The following is an 18,027-nucleotide window of genomic DNA, read 5'->3' as shown; positions in this document are numbered from 1 at the left end:
AACGTTTTACTCTGACTGTCTCGACGGTATCGCCCTCGAACGGTGGGACCGTCCGGTTTCAGGTCGTCTGTTCGTCGACGGCGGCCTGGATATCTGCCCAGACCTCGTCGGGCGTCTGCTCGCCATCGACGGCGACGAAGCCGTCGTGGTCCTCGTAGTGGTCGATGACCGGCGCGGTGTTGTCGTCGAACACGTCCAGGCGGTTGCGGACGGATTCTTCGTTGTCGTCGTCGCGCTGGATGAGTTCCCCGCCACATTCGTCACAGACGCCCGCTTCCTCGGGCTGGTTGAACTCGACGTGGTAGTTCGTTCCGCAGTCGTCACAGACCCGCCGGCCCGTGAGCCGGTCGACCAGTTCTTCGCGGGAGACATCCAGCGAGAGGATCACGTCGAGGTCGGTCATCCCTTCCAGTTCCTCGGCCTGGTCGAGGTTGCGCGGATAGCCGTCGAGGACGAACCCGTCGGCCTGCGAGAGCGCCTCGTCGACGATGGCGTTGACGACCGCGTCCGGCACGAGATCGCCCGCTTCCATGTACTCTCGGGGCGTGTCGTACTCGGTGTCCATGTCGCTGATGTCCATATCCTTGTTCGCCCGGAGCGCGTCTCCGGTCGTGACGTGCTCGACGCCGTACTCTTCGGCGAGGTTGGCGCTCTGGGTTCCTTTGCCGGCTCCCGGCGGCCCGAGAATCAGGATTCGCGGATTCGACATAGGGACGGTTTCTAAGGGGTCCGTTAAATGGTTGTCCAAATCTTGCCGGTGGGTCGCCCTGCCGCCACCCAAAGGCGTGTAGGCGTTCCGAGCCAATACAGGGTAATGCTCGAACCCGGAGCGCCGGCCCCTGACGTCAGCGCACAGAACCAGTTCGGTGACACCGTCTCGCCTGACTTCGAGAAACCGACCGTCGTATACTTTTACCCCGAAGACTTCACCGGCGGCTGTACCATCGAGGCCCGCGACTTCCAGGAACACCTCCCGCAGTTCCGCGAGGGCGGTATCACCGTCTACGGCGTCTCGATGGACGACGTGGCGACCCACGAGGAGTTCACAGAGGAGGAAGGCCTACTGTACGACCTGCTGGCCGACCCTGACGGGACCGTCGCCGAAGCGTTCGGCCTAGACACGAGCGGCGGCCGGACGGCCCGCCGGACGTTCGTGCTGGCCGACGGCGAAGTGAAGTCTGTCTACGACCCGGATCTCTCAGACCCCGAGGGCCACGCCGAGGAAGTGCTGCGTGACGTTCGCAACGAGTACGTGCAGGGCGGATAGCCGGGCTCCGGGTAGATTGCTACGCCACGACACACGACGGAAACAGCGGCACAGACACCTCGCCTAGAACACTTCCGCACCGCCGCCGATCCGGGTCTGGTACACGCGGGCGTCGACGCCGCGCTCGCCGAAGGCATCGAGCATCGTGCTCGCAATCTGCCGGCGGTCCGCCTCGGCGCAGGCGGCGATGACGGTCGGGCCGGCCCCGGAGATGGTGACGCCGGTCGCACCGGCCGCCAGGGCGGCTTCGCGGACCTCTTCGTAGCCGTCGATGAGTTTTGCCCGGGCCGGCGTCACGACGGTGTCGTGCATCCCCTGGCCGACGAGTTCGGGGTCGTCGCGGTGCATCCCCGTCGTCAGCGAGGCGGCGTTACCCACCGTCTCTACCATCTGGTCGACGCGGGCGGTCTCGGGGACGACGTTGCGCGCGTCCCGCGTGGACACGACGATGTCGGGGAGACACGCGACGAGCGGGATGTCGGCGTCGACCTGCGTGACGCCCTTCTCGGTCGCAATGGTGAATCCGCCCAGGATTGAGGGCGCGACGTTGTCGTCGTGGGCGTCCCCGGAGACGACGGCTTCGCCCTTGGCGGCGATGGGAACCAGTTCCTCGCGGGAGTAGCCGCGGTCGTACAGTTCGTTCAGCCCGACGGCCGCCGCGGCGGCGCTGGCCGCGGAGGAGCCCAGCCCCGACGCGGGACGGACGCCCTTGTCGATCTGGATTCGGGCCGGGGCGTCGAGCGCGTCGGCGACTGCGCCCACGGTGTTCTTGTCGGGGTCTTCCGGGATGTACTGGCTGCCAGCGCCGGTCACTTCGATGGTGACCCGGTCGGCCTTCTCCAGACGGACGACGTCGGCCGGACGCTCCAGTGCGACGCCGAACACGTCGAAGCCGCTCCCGAGGTTCGCACTGGTAGCCGGCGCCCGGACTGTCAGCATGCCTGCGAATTTCAGCAGTGTAGGCAAAAAGGTAGCGAACCGACACTGGGAGCCGTTCGCAGTACTGAGAGCGCGGCCCAAAGGCATAACTCGGGGAAACACGACCTGCGAGTAGGTATCGATATGGATGTCGACATCGCCACGGTCGCCATCCTCGGGAACGCGGGTGGGGCGCTCGTCGCGTTTGCAGTTGCGGTTATCGCCACCCGTCACCAGGATGCCCCCGGCGCACGTCAGTACGGCTGGCTCGCGCTGGCCGGGGGGTGTTGGTGTGCTATCTCTCTCGGGCAGGTCATCGCCACCAGTCCGTCCGTTGCGGAAACGGTGTACGTGTTGGCACGAACTACTTCGGCGCAGCTACTCGGGCTCTGGGTTGTTTTCGTGCTTGTCTACACCGGCCGACGCTCGTGGCTCCGCCCGTCGCGTCTCGCGCCGCTTTTGCTTGCGGCGAACGCGGACGTGTTGTTACTGCTCGTCGGCCAGGGACGCTTCGTTGCGGCAACGGCCGTCCCCATCACGCAGAACGGCGCGACGCTGTTCGCCGTTCAGCGCGGGGCCGCCTACACAACTACTCTCGCAGTCTCCTACGTCCCGTTACTGCTCGGATATGCGCTCCTGATCGAGTTCCTGTTTCGGTCACAGAACATCTATCGACGGCAGACTGCGGCAATCATCGTCGGAACCCTCCTTCCGATGCTTGTCGCCGTGCTGTACGATTTCGGATACACGCCGCACCCGGCCGTCGACTTCACACCGATGGCGTTCTCGGTGAACGTCCTGTTCGTCGGCTGGGTGCTGTTCAAAGACGAGTCGCTGTCCGTGACGACGCTGTCGGGTGACACCCTCGTCGACAACCTTCCCGACCCGGTCATCGCCCTCGACGACGACTGTGTCGTGATCGATTGCAACGCGGCGGCGTCGGCCGTGTTGGAGCATCCGGACCCTGACGGGGAGCCACTCGATGACCTCGTCCCGGGTCTCTCGGCCCACATCGAGCACGGCGAGGTGTTTTCCTTCGGGGACTCGTTCACGTACTACAACCCACAGACGACGAGCCTCACCGATCAGTCTGGGACGGAACGCGGTCGGCTCGTCGTTCTCAGGGACGTGACCGGGCAGCAGCGTCGCCAGGACCGACTCGAAGCGCTGCAGGCCGCGACCCAGCAGTTCATCGAGGCCGAAACCGCCGATGCGGTCGCGGAGATGGCTGTCGAGTTCGCGACGGCCGTTCTCGATCAGAACGCGGCAGGCGTGTTCCTCGAAGACGACAGCGTCCTCGAACCGGCCGTAATCAGCGAGTCGATTGACGAACACGTCGAGGACGAACTGCTGTACGGTTCGCCGACGGACGAACCCGAAAGCAAACTCTGGCAGACGTACGAAACCGGTGAGGTACAGACTGTCTCGCTGGAGCAGGACGGACTTGAACCGCTCGACAACGCGCTCATGCTGCCGCTTGGCTCCCACGGAGTGATGGCGATTACGTCATACGACAGCACCTTCGCCACGGAGGACAGGCGATACGCGGCGATTCTCGCACAGACGACACAGGTGGCCCTCGACCAGGTCGAACGCGAGCGCGAACTCCGTCAGAGTCGGAGTTCGGTCCAGCGACGCCGCGAGCAGATCGAGTTCTTCAACGGCGTCCTCAGGCACTCGCTGCACAACGCGATGGTCGTCATCCGCGGCCGCGCGGAACACATCAGGGACGACGTGCCGCCGCCGAAACAGCGGCATCTCGACAGCATCAGCGACTGGTGTGGGAAGCTCACGGAGATGAGCGAAACGATCAGGAACATCAACAACACGGTGACAGCGAGCGAAGCCGAGCGGTTGGACGCCGTCGACCTCAACGCGACGCTCCGTCGCGCAATCGAGTCACTCCGGGGCGACTACGACTCGGTGTCGGTTTCCTGCGAACTGGACGGCGAGTACAGCGTCCAGGCGAACGAACTGCTCGAAGAGGTCCTCCTGAGCATCCTCCGGAACGCGGTCGAGCACAACGACACCGACTCCCCGACGGTGACCGTATCGGTGCAGCAGGCCAGCGACTGGCTGCAGGTCCGTATCGCCGACGACGGCCCGGGGATGAGCGACGAACTGAAGACGACGGTGTTCGAGCGCGGGCTCTCGCCCGACCAGACCGCCGGCGGGTTCGGCCTGTACTTCGTCTCGGTCATGATGGAACTGTACGGCGGGACGCTCTGGTTCGAAGACAACCACCCCACCGGGACGGTCGCTGTCCTGGAATTCCAGCAGGCGCTGACGGACGGCGAGGCGGACGACGGCCCCCGGTGTAACGACAGCGCGACGGCGGCGACCGAAGCGCAAACTAAATCCCACAACCGCTGATAGGTCGGGGTATGATTGGCGTCGTCGGTGGCGGTATCGCCGGTCTCTCGGCAGCGTACCGGCTCCAGCAACGCGGCCACGAGGTCCGTGTCTTCGAGGCGAGCGAGGACCTCGGCGGCCTGGCAGCGACCTACGAGACGGCCGGTGATCCCATCGAGAAGTTCTACCACCACCTCTCGAAATCCGAGGAGACTATCGTCGAACTCGCCGAGGAACTGGGCCTCGGTGACGCGGTCGAGTGGCACATCGGGGAGAACGCCTACTACGTCGACGGCGTCGTCCATCCCATGGACAAGCCCTGGGAGATCCTCTCGTATCCGCATCTCTCGCTGTACGACACGTTCCGGCTGGGGATGCTCGTCCTCGACATCGACGTTCGGGGCGGCGTCCCGAAGTTCGACACCTACGAACGCCTGGAGGACTTCGAGGACGTTCCCATCGAGGAGTTCGTCGTCGAGCACACCAGCCGGGGCGTCTACGAGAACTTCTTCGAGCCGCTGCTCGACGCGAAGTTCGGCGACCGGAAAGCCGACGTGAGCGCCGCGTGGCTGCTCGGGCGGGTCAAGTTCCGCGGCGAGCGGGACATCCTGAACGGCGAGATCCTGGGCTACTTTGACGGCGGCTTCGGCCGACTGCTCGACGCGCTGGTCGACGCCGTGGGCCGTGACAATATCTCCACGGGTACGCGCGTGACCGACCTCGACACGAGCGGCGGGACCGTCTCGTCGCTGACGGCCACGGACGGTACCGGGACGACGGTCCACGAGGTCGACGGCGTCGTCGTCGCGACGATGCCCAACGTCCTGGAGGAACTGACCGGCTACACCTGCGACATCGATTTCCAGGGCACGGTGTGTTCGGTCATCAGCATGGAGAAGCCACTGCTGGATACGTACTGGCTGAACATCGCCGACGAGGCCCCCTTCGGCGCGCTCATCGAACACACGAACTTCGTCTCCGCCGAGCGCTACGGCGGGGAGCATCTGCTGTACGTCGCGCGATACATTCAGGACGAGTCCGAAGCCGTCTGGCAACAGAGCGACGACGAGGTCGCCGAGACGTGGCTGGAGGGGATCGAATCCCTCTTTCCCGAGTTCGACCGCGACGCCGTCAACTGGATCCGGACGGGTCGCAATCCTCGGACAGCGCCGGTCTACGAGCGTGGCTATCTGGACATGGTCATTCCCTACGACCTGGGCGACGCCGTCGCGGACGGCCTCTACTACGCCGGGATGGCCTCGCGCGCCCAGTACCCGGAGCGTTCGCTCAACGGCGGCATCGTCGCGGGCTTCGAGTGCGCCGACCGCATCGCAAGCGGACCGACAGCGGCGACGGACGACGATTCGCCGCTTTCGAAAGCCCAGCGCTGAGAGCGTCCTGCCGAAGAAACCCTGCAACCGCCGCTCGGTTCAGTCGCCGGCCGCGCCTTCGACGTCGTCCTCGTCGACGACCGGCGCGTCAGTCGGGCTCACGTCGTCCGGTTCCTCACGGCCGCCGCCGACAACCATCTCGCCGTCCTCGGTTTCGACGTACACATCGTCGGCGAAGCCACCGACTGCGTGGGGGTGTTCCGGCTCGTCCAGCTTCTCCGGTGTCGACGGCGCGTCGGCGATACCGCCGGCCGGGCGGAACGTCCCGAGCGGGTCGTCGATGGTGATGCCGTGCGCGTCGAAAAAGTCCGCGTACCGCTCGTAGTGGGCTTCGAGTTCGTCGGCCGGGAACTCCATCATCTCCGTCCAGCCGTGGTTGTAGAAGTCGAAGTTCGCCTGGATGTGGGTAATCTCCCGGGCTTCGGCCTCTGAGTAATCTGCCTGCAGCGCGGCCACGTAGGTGTCCATCGTGGCGTCGAAGAAGTCATCGAGGTGGTCACGGCGCTCCTCCCGGTGGGCCTCGTCGGCCTTCCCGAGGAAGATCTTGGTGTGGAGTTTCACCAGCCCGTAGTTGGCCACCGACCGGACGCCGGGTGTAGTCAGCGCCTTCTTGCTCGCCCAGTGGCGCGGGTTCTGGTAGATTTTCATTTCGATTACGGATACGGGCCCCAGCGCCTTCAAATCCCCGACTATCGGCGTCTGCTACGGTGTTACGCGCGCTATCGCAAACGATACGCAGATAGCAATCCACATTAAGCCCGATTTCGTATCGGCCGTACATGAGCACGTCGCACGTAATCATCGGTGACGGCATCGCGGGTGCGTCCGCAGCCGAGACAATTCGGGAAGCGGACCCGGACGCGTCGGTCACAGTCCTGACCGACGAGGGGGAGGCACTGTACAACCGGATCCTCATCAAGGAGTTCGCCAAGGGGAAGCTGCCGGAAGCGCCGATCTCGATCCACGAGCCGGAATGGTACGACGAGCGTGACATCGACCTCCAGCTGAACACCCACGTGACGGACATCGACCCCGACGCCCACGAGATCCAGACTCACGAGGGCGACACCTACGAGTACGACAAGCTGCTGGTGGCGACGGGCGGGACCCCGGCACAGCTCCCGGTCGAGAACAGCGACGCCGACGGTATCCACCACTTCTGGACGTTCCAGGACGCGCGCGGCATCCGCGAGCACGCCGACGAGGCCGATCAGGGCATCATCGTCGGGGCGGGACTGCTCGGCATCGACCTCGCCGCCGTGTGTGCCGCACAGGAAATCGACGCGAAGTACCTGATGCGTGGCAACCGCTGGTGGCGCTACGCGCTCTCGGAGGACGGCGCCGAAATCATCCACGAGGCGCTCGAAGAGAACGGCGTCGAACCCGTCTTCGAGTCCGGCGTCGACCACTTCGAAGTCGACGACGACGGCCACGTCACGGGCGCGGTCGACCCCGACGGCAACCACTACGACGGCGAGTGGGCCGGCGTCGCTATCGGCCTGAACTTCAACACAGAGTTCCTCAACGGGACCGGGATCGAACTCGACGACGGCGTCGTCGTCGACGAGTACATGCAGACCAACGTCGAGGACATCTACGCCGCGGGCGACCTCACCCAGTTCTACGACACGATCCTCGACTCCCAGGCGCAAAACGGCGCGTGGGGCTCGGCCAAGGAACAGGGGTCGGTCGCCGGAACGAACATGGTCGCGGACGCCGAGGAGAAGGAGTTCCGCTGGGTCTCCTCGTACTCCATCACGCACTTTGACTTCCCGTTCCTCTCCTTCGGGCACCCGACTCGCGGCGACGACGAGGCCGAACGGAAGTACTCCGACAGCGAGTGGCGTCGCCTCGCCTTCGAGGATGGCCAGCTCATCGGCGGCGTGCTGATCGGCGACCTCTCGCAGCAGTCGGCGTTCAAGCAGCTCATCCGCGAGGAGCGCCAGGTCGCAGCGAAGAAGGAACTGCTGCTTGAGAAGGAAGTGGACCTCGAAGAAGTGAAGGCACAGACGCCCGCGCCGGCCGAATAAGACCCGCCGACACGGATATTTTTAGGCGCTGCGGACGTAGCGGCTCGTATGCGTGATGCCCTCTCCCGCGTCGTTGCCTGGCTCACCGGCGGCGATAGCCAGTCGGACGATGCGGACACAGCAGACGACGACGGCAACGGCTTCGCCGGTTCGCTGCTCGATGCGTCGGTCAATCACGGACACGGGCAGGGCGACCCACAGGCTGCCAGCGAGATGGCCGAACTACAGGCGGAGGCGAACCGGCTCGCCGAGCAGGACCGGCACCGATAGCTGCCAGCGGGAGAACGACGCTCTTTTTTCGGCCTAAAGCGGAGAGTCGCGTATGGATGGCGGCAGCGGCGATATGACCCTCGCGTTCGACCTCGACGCCCTCAAGCAACTGGCCTACCCGGACAGCGTGTTCAACGACGCGCGCCAGTGGTCCGAGTACGTCGGCGTCATCTCCGAACAGCCCACCTACGTCGTGACCAACTTCACCCGGAAACACCGGATCAGACAGGACTTCTTCTCGGGGCCGCGGGGCCGGGAGGAGAGCCTCGAAAACGTCAAAGAGCAGTTCGACACTGACCGGCACGTCTTCGTCGGCGCGAACGACGAGGACGCCGCCCTCGCCGAGACGGCGGGCTGGGAGTATCTCCCTGTCACGCAGGCTGCGGAGGCAGCCGACTGGGAGCTGGGTGAACCGGAGACGCCGGACGCCACAACCGACGAGGACGAGGAGCGCGACGACTGGCCGTAGGCGGCACAGCCCCGCTGTCGGCTTGAGCATACGATTCGACTAGTTTTATATTTTCCCGGAGAGCGACTGAAGATATGGCCCTCCAGATCGGCGACGCCCTGCGTAGCGGTATCGATACCCTTCTCAGCGAGGACGGACTCCTGATTACCGGCGTCTTCCTCCTGTTCAACCTCGGGAACACTGTCGCGAGTTCCACGTTCACACAGGCGCTGTTCGACGAAGTGATGGACATTGGCGGCCCCGGCGGGCCAGGCGGAGCCGGCGGAGCGGGTACACCGGGGTTCTCGGTGGCGGATTTCACTGGTCCGTTCAGCCTTGACGTTGCGCTGCCAGTCGCCGTCGTGATGGTACTCCTGTTTCTGGTCGTCGGCCAGCTCATCAAGTTCTGGGGGATTAGGCTGTTCGCGGAGCCACAGGAGATCAGGGAGGACAATACGTCTGAAAGAGCCGTTATGGCCGTCGTCCTCGGTGGTGGCGTCGCGGTCCTCACGTTCGCGGCTTCGATGAGCTCGACCGCGCTGAACGTCAGCGGGCAACCGCTACTGGGGGGACTGGCTGGCCTCCTCAGTGGCCTCCTCTCCCTGATTGTCGGACTCGTCTTCGTCTACCTGCTGCAGTCGATTGCGCTGTACGACGGCGGCTACGTCGAGACGCTCAAACACTGCGTCGCGCGGTTCATGGACGCCCCGGCCCAGATCATCGTGCTCCTGTTCATCCTGTTCCTTCTCGGCATCATCCCGGGCATTCCCTCGACGGCGTCGGTCATCTCAGCGATCCTTCCCGGGTCGTTCGATCTACCGTCCCAGTCGATCCTGCAGGTCGCGTCGATGGTGCTCAATGCGCCAGTGCAGGCGTTCAGCCTCGCAGTGATTACGGACGCGTACCTGCAGGTGCGGGACGAGCAAGACCAGGCCCGACTGTGAGCGGGAGAGGGTCGAGTTTCGACGACTAGTCGACCCCACCGCGACAGTCGCCGCTGTCCGCTTGCAGGCCCACGCCACGAGACCGCGGCGTTTAACCACGCGATACTCCTACAGACAGCAAATGGCTGAACCGCGCGTGCCCGGCGGGCGCGAGTCCGAACTCGAACTGCCCTGTGGCGAACGCGTCGACACGCATGACCTCCATCTGGGCATGCGGGAGTTCGCGTGCGACTGCGGGAAGACACACGCCGTCGTGCTGGATCCGCACCCGCTGGCGCGCTTCGTTCCGGAGTTTCTCACCGAGGTGCTGCACGCGACCATCGAGACCAACGACGACTATGACGAGTTCACTACCGTCCATCTGATGGGCGTCGTCATGGAGGAGTTCCCGGAGAAGGTCGTCGCCGCCGACACCAGCGAGGACGGGTCGGTCGGCTTCTCGCTGGCGTGGGTGAGCGACTTCGACTCCCGCCGCCTCCACGAGATCGTCGTCGAACTGCTCGTGGAACTGATGGAACACGCCATCAGCCACGCCGAGGACGACGACGTGATGGCCGAGTTCGAAGAGCAGATGCTCCAGTTCGACGTCGACGCGTTCGTCGAGCAGTACCGCGACGAGCGGAACTTCGACGGCCGCTCGGACACCGCTATCTGACGCGGACCGGGACCTGAGTACTTAGTGGGTCTGGCCCGTACATCCACGTATGGCGGTGCGCGTGGCGGTCGTGGTGCTGCTCGTAGTTTTTGCTGGCTGTGGAGCCTTCGGCGGGGCGGAACGACAGACAGTGACACCGGTTCCGGTCCCCGAGCAGTCCCAGGATGGCCCGGTCGAAACGGCCATCACTGCAGACGGTGTCGACGCCAGGCGACTCGCGGCGGCACACCAGCGTGCGACGCGGAACCGCTCGTACGTGCTCGGGATGCGCCTGTCGCTGGAATGGGGCACGCAGATCGTCTCGCTCGTCGTCGAAGACAGGTATCACTACCAGTACCGGACCGAAATCGTCGACCAGAACTACACCAAGCGGGTGTACGCCGACGGGGACCGTCGGTACATCTACGACGAGCGGGCAGAGGGGGCCTGGGCCGCGACGAGGCGGCCGGCTCCGGTCGGCGACCAGCTCGACCCGGACCCCGCTCGACTCATCGAAGCTTACCTCGCAACGAACGTCAGCGTCGAGCGCCCGCGAGACGACTGTGACACCTGTAGCGTGACGCTCACGGCGACGGACCCGCCGCCGGCGTTCGAACCGGCCGACAATTACAGCGTTCGGGCGGACGTCCGGCCGGACGGCCTCGTCCAGTCGCTCACCGTTTCGTACTGGGACCGCTCCAGAAACGCCCTGGTCAGCTACGAAATCCGGTACTCCGCAATCGGCGACACGACCGTCTCCCGGCCGGCGTGGGTGACACAGCGCTGGCCGAACGCGACAGACAGTAGCCCCGAACCGTCCGACAGCCACTGACACGACGCCGTCCGTTGGTTTCCCGAAATCAGCCGTCTGACTGCTGTCTGACGGTGTTATATGGTGGAAGCGGTGTTGTACCTGTGTATGGCTATGCGTGAGGGGGAGTTCGAGCGCATCCTGACGGTGCTCGAAGAAGCCGACGCCGACGGCACACTGACAGCCCGTGAGATCTGTGACCTGCTCGAAGAGCACGACGAGGCGTTCGGGAGTGCCCACCGGATAGCGACTGTCCTCGGTCGACGCGCCCAGTCCGGCGAGGTCGAGGTCATTCAGGGCCAGCCCTACCGATATCGCATTCCCGACCGCGACGGCTGACCGTTCTCAGCACCGCCGCCGTCTGAATACTACCTCTGGGCCGTCGGATGAGACACCCCACCGTGTGACGCCCTGGCATTACGATATTCGAAATTAGGCTTCGAGCTTCGCATCCTTTCGCCGGGCTTATTACGATGTGTAGACTCCGCTCGTACAATGACAGCGGACGAGGACCGTACGATCCTGCTCATCGGGAGCGGCCCGATCAAGATTGGACAGGCGGCCGAGTTCGATTACTCCGGCGCACAGGCGTGTCGCGCCCTCCAGGAAGAGGGTGCCCGCGTCGTGCTCGTGAACTCGAACCCGGCGACGATTATGACCGACCCGGAGATGGCCGACAAGGTGTACCTCGAACCCATCAACACCGAAGCTATCTCTGAGATCATCCGGAAGGAGAACCCCGACGGCGTCATCGCCGGACTGGGCGGCCAGACCGGCCTCAACGTCACGGCCGAACTCGCTGAGGAGGGCATCCTCGACGAGTACGACGTGGACGTGATGGGGACGCCATTAGATACCATCTACGCGACGGAGGACCGCGACCTGTTCAAACAGCGGATGGAGGAAATCGGCGAGCCGGTGGCGCGCTCGACGACCATCACCCTCGACGAGGGCGAGTCGGTCACTGATCTCGACGAGGAATCGCTCGTGGACCGCGTCGAGGCGGCCGTCGACGAGGTCGGCGGGCTCCCCGTCATCGCACGCACGACGTACACGCTGGGCGGCTCCGGCTCCGGCGTCGTCGACGAGATGGACGAACTCATCGAACGCGTCCGCAAGGGCCTGCGCCTCTCGCGTAACAACGAGGTGCTCATCACCGAGTCCATCGAGGGCTGGGTCGAACTCGAATACGAGGTGATGCGCGACGCCGACGACTCCTGTATCATCATCTGCAATATGGAGAACATCGATCCGATGGGTATCCACACCGGGGAGTCGACTGTCGTCACGCCCTCGCAGGTCATCCCCGACGAGGGCCACCAGGAGATGCGCGACTCCGCGCTGAAGGTCATCCGCGAACTCGGCATCGAGGGCGGCTGTAACATCCAGCACGCCTGGCGCGACGACGGTACGCCCGGGGGCGAGTACCGCGTGGTCGAGGTCAATCCACGCGTCTCCCGTTCCTCTGCGCTGGCCTCGAAGGCGACCGGCTATCCGATTGCCCGCGTCACCGCGAAGGTCGCGCTCGGCAAGCGTCTCCACGAGATCGACAACGAAATTACCGGCGAGACGACCGCTGCCTTCGAACCGGCCATCGACTACGTCGTGACGAAGGTCCCGCGCTGGCCCATCGACAAGTTCCGCGACACCGAGTTCGAGCTCTCGACGGCGATGAAATCCACCGGCGAGGCGATGTCTATCGGCCGGACCTTCCCCGAGAGTCTGCTGAAGGCGCTTCGCTCCTCGGAGTACAACCCGGCCGCCGATTTCAACGAGATCGACGACGCGGAACTCGAAACGGAGTACCTCGAAAAGCCGACGCCGGACCGCCCGTACGCGATGTTCGAGGCGTTCTGCCGCGGCTACACCGTCGAGGAAGTCGTCGACATCACCGACATCAAGGAGTGGTACGTCGAGCGGTTCAAGCAGGTCGCCGAAGCGGCCGAGGCCGCCCGCAACGGCGACTACGAGACCGCCGCGCAGGCCGGCTTCACCGATCAGGAGATCACCGCGCTGGCCGGCGGCGAGTTCAACGACACGCACGTCTCCTGGCTCCCGGCGGACCTCGACGACGACGGCGGCGACGAGCCGGAAGTCGAAGCGGCGACCGACGGTTCCGGTGTCACGGTAGACACCGTCGAGACGGACACGACCGACCGCGACTTCAAACTGGTCGACACCTGTGCCGGCGAGTTCGAGGCGACGACGCCGTACTACTACTCGACGCGGGACCCGGTGTCGGGCATCGACCGCAACGAACTCCAGATCGACCCCGATCTGGAGAGCGTCGTGGTCGTCGGTGGCGGCCCCATCCGCATCGGGCAGGGCGTGGAGTTCGACTACTGCTCGGTCCACGCGGTCCGCGCGCTGGAGGACCTGGGTATCGACGCCCACGTCGTCAACAACAACCCCGAGACCGTGTCGACCGACTACGACACCTCCGACGGGCTGTTCTTCGAACCGGTCACCGCCGAGGAGGTCGCCGACGTGATCGAGGCAACCGACGCCGACGGCGTGATGGTCCAGTTCGGCGGCCAGACCTCCGTCGACATCGGCCACCCGCTCGAACAGGAACTGCAGCGCCGCGACCTCGACTGTGAGATCATGGGTACGTCCGTCGACGCGATGGACCTCGCCGAGGACCGCGACCGCTTCAACAAACTGATGGACGACCTGGGCATCTCACAGGCCGAAGGCGGCTCCGCGACCTCCAAGGAGGAGGCCTTGGACCTGGCCCACGACATCGGCTACCCGGTCCTCGTGCGCCCGAGCTACGTGCTCGGCGGCCGCGCGATGGACGTGGTGTACAACGACGAGGACCTCGAAACGTATATCGAGGAAGCCGTCCGCGTGAGCCCGGACAAGCCGATTCTCGTCGACGAGTTCCTCGCCGACGCCGTCGAACTGGACGTCGACGCCGTGGCCGACGAGGACGACGTCCTCATCGGTGGCGTGATGGAACACGTCGAGACGGCGGGCATCCACTCGGGCGACTCCGCCTGTATGATTCCGCCCCGGTCCCAGGAGATCAAGGACGTGATGCCGCGCATCCGTGAAGTCGTCGAGGACATCGCCGACGCGCTCAATACGGTCGGCCTGCTGAACGTCCAGCTCGCGGTGCGTGACGGCGAAGTGTTCGTTCTCGAAGCGAACCCGCGCTCCTCGCGCACTGTGCCGTTCATCTCCAAGACGGCTGGCGTCCCAATCGCCAAAATCGCCGCCAAGGTGATGTCCGGCGCGACGCTGGCCGAACTCGACGTCCAGGAGCAGATTCCCGAGCAGGTCTCGGTCAAGGAGGTCGTGCTGCCCTTCGACCGCCTGCCGGGGTCGGACCCGCGCCTCGGCCCGGAGATGAAATCCACCGGCGAGGTCATGGGGACCGCCGGCTCCTTCGGGAAGGCCTACCAGAAGGCCCAGATGGCCGTCGGCAAGCCGATTCCCCTCGAAGGGACAGCCATCGTCGATCTGCCGATCCTCGGGTTCGAGGAGCATTTCGACGTGCGGGACTTCGACGACTACGAGGACACCGACGCCATCATCGATGCCATCCAGAGCGGCGAGGTCGACCTCGTCCTCTCCCGCGACCGCGACGTACTGGAAGCCTGCGTCGAGGAGACCGTGACGTACTTCTCGACCCACGAGAGCGCCGAAGCGGCGCTGGAAGCGATCAACTCCGCCGACCAGCCACTCGCCGTCCAGGCCATCGACGAACGGCCCAAGACCCAGCGCGAGTGGGGCGCTGAGTAACGCGGCCCTCTCAGCGGTCCAGTCGGCCATCCGTAGCGGTGTGACTTCCTGTCACTCGAACAGGTCGGCAGGAATACTTATTCTTCGGACACGCTCACACATGAGTCATGGCCGATGCCGTACGCGTTCTGCACGTTGAGGACGATCCCGAGTTCGCGGCGGTGACGGCGGACTTTCTCAACCACATCGACGACCGCTTCGACGTGGTTTCGGCGACATCGGCAAACGAGGGACTTAGCCGGCTCAGCGAGGAGCCAATCGACTGCGTTGTCTCTGATTTCGATATGCCCGGGCGAGACGGCATCGAGTTTCTGGAGTCCGTCCGGGCCGCCGACGACGACCTCCCGTTCATCCTCTTTACCGGCAAAGGCTCCGAGGAAGTGGCCAGCGAGGCGATTTCGGCCGGCGTCACTGACTATCTCCAGAAGCAACACGGCACTGACCAGTACACGATTCTGGCCAATCGCATCACAAACGCGGTCGAACAGTACCGGTCACAGCGGGCCCTCGAAGCGAGTCGGGAGCGACTCTCGCTGTTTATCGATAAGTCACCGCTGGGCGTCATTGAGTGGAACGAACACTTCGAAATCGTCCAGATCAACGAGAAAGCTGAGGAGGTTCTGCGACGGTCGGAAGCGGCTCTCGTCGGGAAGAGGTTCGAGACGCTCGTCCCGGACTCGGCGCTGGATGCGGTCGAGGAGACCATCGCGGCCCTGCAGGACGCCAGCGGTGGCTACAACACGGTGCTCGATATCGAGTCCGGCGACGGCGAACAGATCGTCTGTGAGTGGCACAACCGCATTATCCGTGAAGACGGAGAGACAGTCGCGATATTCTCGCAGTTTCAGGAGATAACGGCGCGCCGGCAACGACAGCAGCGTATCGAGGCGCTGCACGACACGACCCGGGAACTGATGCACGCCGAATCACGCGAGGCAGTCGCCGAACTGGTCGTCGAAACCGCGCGTGATCTGCTCGGGCTCCCACTCAGCGCTGTCTTCCTCGCCGATGGGTCGGCAGACCGTCTCAGACCGGCCGCAGTGACCGACCAGGCACAGGCTGTTATCGACGGCCAGCCGACGTTTGGCGAGGGCGGCAGCCTCGTCTGGGAGGTGTTCGACTCCGGTGAACAGCGTGTCCTCGACGATGTGTCCACGCACCCTGACCGCTACAACCCTGACACCGACATCAGCAGCGAGATCCTGCTACCGCTTGGCGACCACGGCGTGCTGATCGCCGCATCGACTGATGCCGCCGCGTTCGAGGACGCGTCGGTCTCGCTGCTGCGAACTCTCGCTGCCAACACCGAGGAGGCCCTCTCCAGACTCGACCGGCAGCGGGAGCTCAGAACGCTCACGGAGCGCCACGAACTCGCGCTCGAGGGGGCCGAACTCGGCGTCTGGGACTGGAACGTCCAGACGGACGAGGTCACCTTCGACGAGCGCTGGGCCGAGATGCTCGGCTATTCGCTCGATGACCTGGATCCGTCGGTAGACACCTGGGACGAACTGATTCACCCGGAGGACCGCGAGCGAACCTACGAGGCGCTGAACGCCCACCTCGACGGCGAGACGGAGATCTACGAATGCGACCACCGGCTCAAAACGGCCACCGGCGACTACCGATGGATCCGCGACATCGGCAAGGTGTTCGAACGCGACGAGCACGGCGACCCGGTCCGTGCGGTGGGGATCCATCAGGACGTGACCGACCACAAGGAGCGAAAGCGGGAACTCGAAGACACGAGCCGGAAGCTCCAGGCCATTCTCGACACGGCGCCGACGTACATCCTGATGAAGGACACCGACAGCCGGTTTCTCTTCGTCAACAGCGCGGCCCGCGACATGTTCGGGCTCGACGCGGACGATCCTGTCGAAGGGCTCACGGATTATGACCTCCTCCCGGACCACATCGCGGAGGGGACTCACGACGACGATCAGCGGGCCCTCGAACGGAAAGAAACGGTCGAAGTCGAGGAAGTGATACCCGTCGACGGGACGGAGCGGACACACCTGACACGGAAGACGCCGATCCTCGACGAAAACGGCGAGCCGTACGCCATCTGTGTCGTTGCGACCGACATCACCGAACAGAAACGTCGGGAGCGGGAGTTGGATCGACTCACCGACGAGTACGAGGCGGTGTTCGAGAACACGAACGACGCCATTTCGCTCGTCGAGGTTGCGGACCCGTCGGACGAGCCGACGTTTCGATACGTCCGGACGAACGAGGCATACGAACGGCAGACCGGACTCGCCACCGAGTCACTGGCCGGTCAGACCCCGACCGAGGCTGCCGGCCAGGACATCGGGAGTCGAATCGCCGACCGCTACCGGCAGTGTCTCACCGCCGGTGGCACCGTCACGTTCGAAGAGCGTGACATCCATCCCTCCGGCGTCTGGGAGACCCAGATAACGCCGATTTTCGCCGACGGGAAAATAACTCGGCTTGTCGCCATCTCGCGGGACATCTCCGACCGAATCGAGTACCGCGAGGAACTGGAACGGCAGAACGACCGACTCGAAGAGTTCGCGAGCATCGTCAGCCACGACCTGCGGAATCCCCTCGGCGTCCTCGAAGGGTCACTCACCCTTGCCAGAGACACTGGCGACGACGAGCAGTTCGACCGCTGCTACCGTGCAATCGACCGCATGAAGGAGCTCATCGAGGACCTGCTGACCCTCGCCCGCGAGGGAGATACAGTGTCGGAGACGGAGCCGCTCGATCTCGAATCGACTGCACGGTCCTGCTGGCAGGCCGTCGAGACTGACGACGCGACCCTCGAAGTTACTGCCGAAAGCACGATCCATGCCGATGAGAGCCGTGTTCGCCAACTCCTCGAGAACCTCATCAACAACGCCGTGACACACGGCGGCCCGGCCGTCACCGTCGAAATCGGTGACCTCGGCGATTCGGGATTTTACGTCGCCGACGACGGCGGCGGCATCCCGGCGGAGAAACGCGAGGCCGTGTTTGAAAGCGGCTACACATCCTCTGACGATGGAACTGGGTTCGGCCTCGCGATCGTCAAGGAGATCGCGGCGGCACACGACTGGTCGGTGTCCCTGACTGAGAGCGACGCCGGCGGGGCCCGGTTCGAGTTCACGGGCGTCAGACAGCAGTCATAGAGCGTCTATGCGGTAACGGTCTTCCTCTGTGTCCAGACCAAGTATTACACTTCATAACTGCTGAGTCGATATAGTGGCCATAGATAG

At 64.6% G+C, this 18,027-nt stretch carries 15 protein-coding genes; 12 read left to right on the top strand and 3 right to left on the bottom strand.

What is annotated here, in order from left to right; genetic code table 11:
* Window positions 1–58 precede the first annotated feature (58 nt).
* On the bottom strand, window positions 59–709 hold the full coding sequence (locus ACY9XZ_RS03165) for an adenylate kinase (protein WP_463455623.1): 651 nt from the start codon (window positions 707–709) through the stop codon (window positions 59–61).
* A gap of 105 nt (window positions 710–814) precedes the next feature.
* On the opposite strand from ACY9XZ_RS03165, the gene ACY9XZ_RS03160 reads away from it, so the two are divergent.
* Complete coding sequence (locus ACY9XZ_RS03160) at window positions 815–1,267, top strand: peroxiredoxin (protein ID WP_463455622.1); 453 nt, start codon at window positions 815–817, stop codon at window positions 1,265–1,267.
* A 63-nt stretch (window positions 1,268–1,330) separates the two neighbouring features.
* On the opposite strand, the gene ACY9XZ_RS03155 is transcribed toward ACY9XZ_RS03160, so the two are convergent.
* Window positions 1,331–2,206 (bottom strand): homoserine kinase, encoded by an 876-nt coding sequence (locus ACY9XZ_RS03155; protein WP_463455621.1) that lies wholly within the window; start codon window positions 2,204–2,206, stop codon window positions 1,331–1,333.
* A 123-nt stretch (window positions 2,207–2,329) separates the two neighbouring features.
* On the opposite strand from ACY9XZ_RS03155, the gene ACY9XZ_RS03150 reads away from it, so the two are divergent.
* Both ACY9XZ_RS03150 and ACY9XZ_RS03145 read left to right on the top strand, forming a co-directional pair.
* Window positions 2,330–4,558, top strand: a complete 2,229-nt coding sequence (locus ACY9XZ_RS03150) for a histidine kinase N-terminal 7TM domain-containing protein (protein ID WP_463455620.1) — start codon at window positions 2,330–2,332, stop codon at window positions 4,556–4,558.
* Window positions 4,559–4,569: 11 nt separating this feature from the next.
* Window positions 4,570–5,928: an NAD(P)/FAD-dependent oxidoreductase gene (locus ACY9XZ_RS03145; protein WP_463455619.1), complete on the top strand. Its 1,359-nt coding sequence runs from the start codon at window positions 4,570–4,572 to the stop codon at window positions 5,926–5,928.
* 39 nt (window positions 5,929–5,967) lie between these two features.
* Here the strand turns inward: ACY9XZ_RS03145 and ACY9XZ_RS03140 are convergent, their stop codons facing one another.
* Entirely contained in the window at window positions 5,968–6,576 is a 609-nt protein-coding gene (locus tag ACY9XZ_RS03140) for a DUF6149 family protein (RefSeq protein WP_463455618.1), read from the bottom strand.
* Between the two features lie 131 nt (window positions 6,577–6,707).
* Here ACY9XZ_RS03140 and ACY9XZ_RS03135 point away from each other — a divergent pair, with 131 nt between their 5' ends.
* From ACY9XZ_RS03135 to ACY9XZ_RS03095, 9 genes are all read left to right on the top strand, one after another.
* Window positions 6,708–7,958 (top strand): NAD(P)/FAD-dependent oxidoreductase, encoded by a 1,251-nt coding sequence (locus tag ACY9XZ_RS03135; protein ID WP_463455617.1) that lies wholly within the window; start codon window positions 6,708–6,710, stop codon window positions 7,956–7,958.
* A 48-nt stretch (window positions 7,959–8,006) separates the two neighbouring features.
* Window positions 8,007–8,228 carry a hypothetical protein gene (locus ACY9XZ_RS03130; RefSeq protein ID WP_463455616.1) on the top strand — a complete coding sequence of 74 codons (222 nt, stop codon included), beginning with the start codon at window positions 8,007–8,009 and terminating at the stop codon, window positions 8,226–8,228.
* 52 nt (window positions 8,229–8,280) lie between these two features.
* The gene (locus tag ACY9XZ_RS03125) at window positions 8,281–8,697 is read left to right on the top strand and encodes a DUF7124 domain-containing protein (protein WP_463455615.1); all 417 of its coding nucleotides are present in this window, start codon (window positions 8,281–8,283) and stop codon (window positions 8,695–8,697) included.
* Between the two features lie 74 nt (window positions 8,698–8,771).
* Window positions 8,772–9,620: a hypothetical protein gene (locus tag ACY9XZ_RS03120; protein ID WP_463455614.1), complete on the top strand. Its 849-nt coding sequence runs from the start codon at window positions 8,772–8,774 to the stop codon at window positions 9,618–9,620.
* Window positions 9,621–9,741: 121 nt separating this feature from the next.
* On the top strand, window positions 9,742–10,275 hold the full coding sequence (locus ACY9XZ_RS03115) for a DUF5815 family protein (RefSeq protein ID WP_463455613.1): 534 nt from the start codon (window positions 9,742–9,744) through the stop codon (window positions 10,273–10,275).
* Between the two features lie 49 nt (window positions 10,276–10,324).
* Entirely contained in the window at window positions 10,325–11,086 is a 762-nt protein-coding gene (locus ACY9XZ_RS03110) for a hypothetical protein (RefSeq protein WP_463455612.1), read from the top strand.
* Window positions 11,087–11,173: 87 nt separating this feature from the next.
* Window positions 11,174–11,404, top strand: a complete 231-nt coding sequence (locus ACY9XZ_RS03105) for a hypothetical protein (protein ID WP_463455611.1) — start codon at window positions 11,174–11,176, stop codon at window positions 11,402–11,404.
* Window positions 11,405–11,560: 156 nt separating this feature from the next.
* The gene (carB, locus tag ACY9XZ_RS03100) at window positions 11,561–14,812 is read left to right on the top strand and encodes a carbamoyl-phosphate synthase large subunit (RefSeq protein WP_463455610.1); all 3,252 of its coding nucleotides are present in this window, start codon (window positions 11,561–11,563) and stop codon (window positions 14,810–14,812) included.
* 107 nt (window positions 14,813–14,919) lie between these two features.
* Window positions 14,920–17,940, top strand: a complete 3,021-nt coding sequence (locus ACY9XZ_RS03095; protein ID WP_463455609.1) for a PAS domain S-box protein — start codon at window positions 14,920–14,922, stop codon at window positions 17,938–17,940.
* Window positions 17,941–18,027: the final 87 nt, after the last annotated feature.

The sequence above is a fragment of the Haloarcula sp. HT12 genome (assembly GCF_055271655.1).
Note: the sequence above shows the minus strand (reverse complement) of the source record. Positions and strands in the feature narration are given on the sequence as shown.

Bases quoted from the DNA above. Each gene is read 5' to 3' on its own strand.
- ACY9XZ_RS03135 (WP_463455617.1), top strand. From the start codon at position 6,708: ATGAGCACGTCGCACGTAATCATCGGTGACGGCATCGCGGGTGCGTCC.
- ACY9XZ_RS03160 (WP_463455622.1), top strand. From the start codon at position 815: ATGCTCGAACCCGGAGCGCCGGCCCCTGACGTCAGCGCACAGAACCAG.
- ACY9XZ_RS03105 (WP_463455611.1), top strand. From the start codon at position 11,174: ATGGCTATGCGTGAGGGGGAGTTCGAGCGCATCCTGACGGTGCTCGAA.
- carB (WP_463455610.1), top strand. From the start codon at position 11,561: ATGACAGCGGACGAGGACCGTACGATCCTGCTCATCGGGAGCGGCCCG.
- ACY9XZ_RS03140 (WP_463455618.1), bottom strand. From the start codon at position 6,576: ATGAAAATCTACCAGAACCCGCGCCACTGGGCGAGCAAGAAGGCGCTG.
- ACY9XZ_RS03155 (WP_463455621.1), bottom strand. From the start codon at position 2,206: ATGCTGACAGTCCGGGCGCCGGCTACCAGTGCGAACCTCGGGAGCGGC.
- ACY9XZ_RS03130 (WP_463455616.1), top strand. From the start codon at position 8,007: ATGCGTGATGCCCTCTCCCGCGTCGTTGCCTGGCTCACCGGCGGCGAT.
- ACY9XZ_RS03095 (WP_463455609.1), top strand. From the start codon at position 14,920: ATGGCCGATGCCGTACGCGTTCTGCACGTTGAGGACGATCCCGAGTTC.
- ACY9XZ_RS03165 (WP_463455623.1), bottom strand. From the start codon at position 709: ATGTCGAATCCGCGAATCCTGATTCTCGGGCCGCCGGGAGCCGGCAAA.
- ACY9XZ_RS03150 (WP_463455620.1), top strand. From the start codon at position 2,330: ATGGATGTCGACATCGCCACGGTCGCCATCCTCGGGAACGCGGGTGGG.
- ACY9XZ_RS03115 (WP_463455613.1), top strand. From the start codon at position 9,742: ATGGCTGAACCGCGCGTGCCCGGCGGGCGCGAGTCCGAACTCGAACTG.
- ACY9XZ_RS03145 (WP_463455619.1), top strand. From the start codon at position 4,570: ATGATTGGCGTCGTCGGTGGCGGTATCGCCGGTCTCTCGGCAGCGTAC.
- ACY9XZ_RS03120 (WP_463455614.1), top strand. From the start codon at position 8,772: ATGGCCCTCCAGATCGGCGACGCCCTGCGTAGCGGTATCGATACCCTT.
- ACY9XZ_RS03110 (WP_463455612.1), top strand. From the start codon at position 10,325: ATGGCGGTGCGCGTGGCGGTCGTGGTGCTGCTCGTAGTTTTTGCTGGC.
- ACY9XZ_RS03125 (WP_463455615.1), top strand. From the start codon at position 8,281: ATGGATGGCGGCAGCGGCGATATGACCCTCGCGTTCGACCTCGACGCC.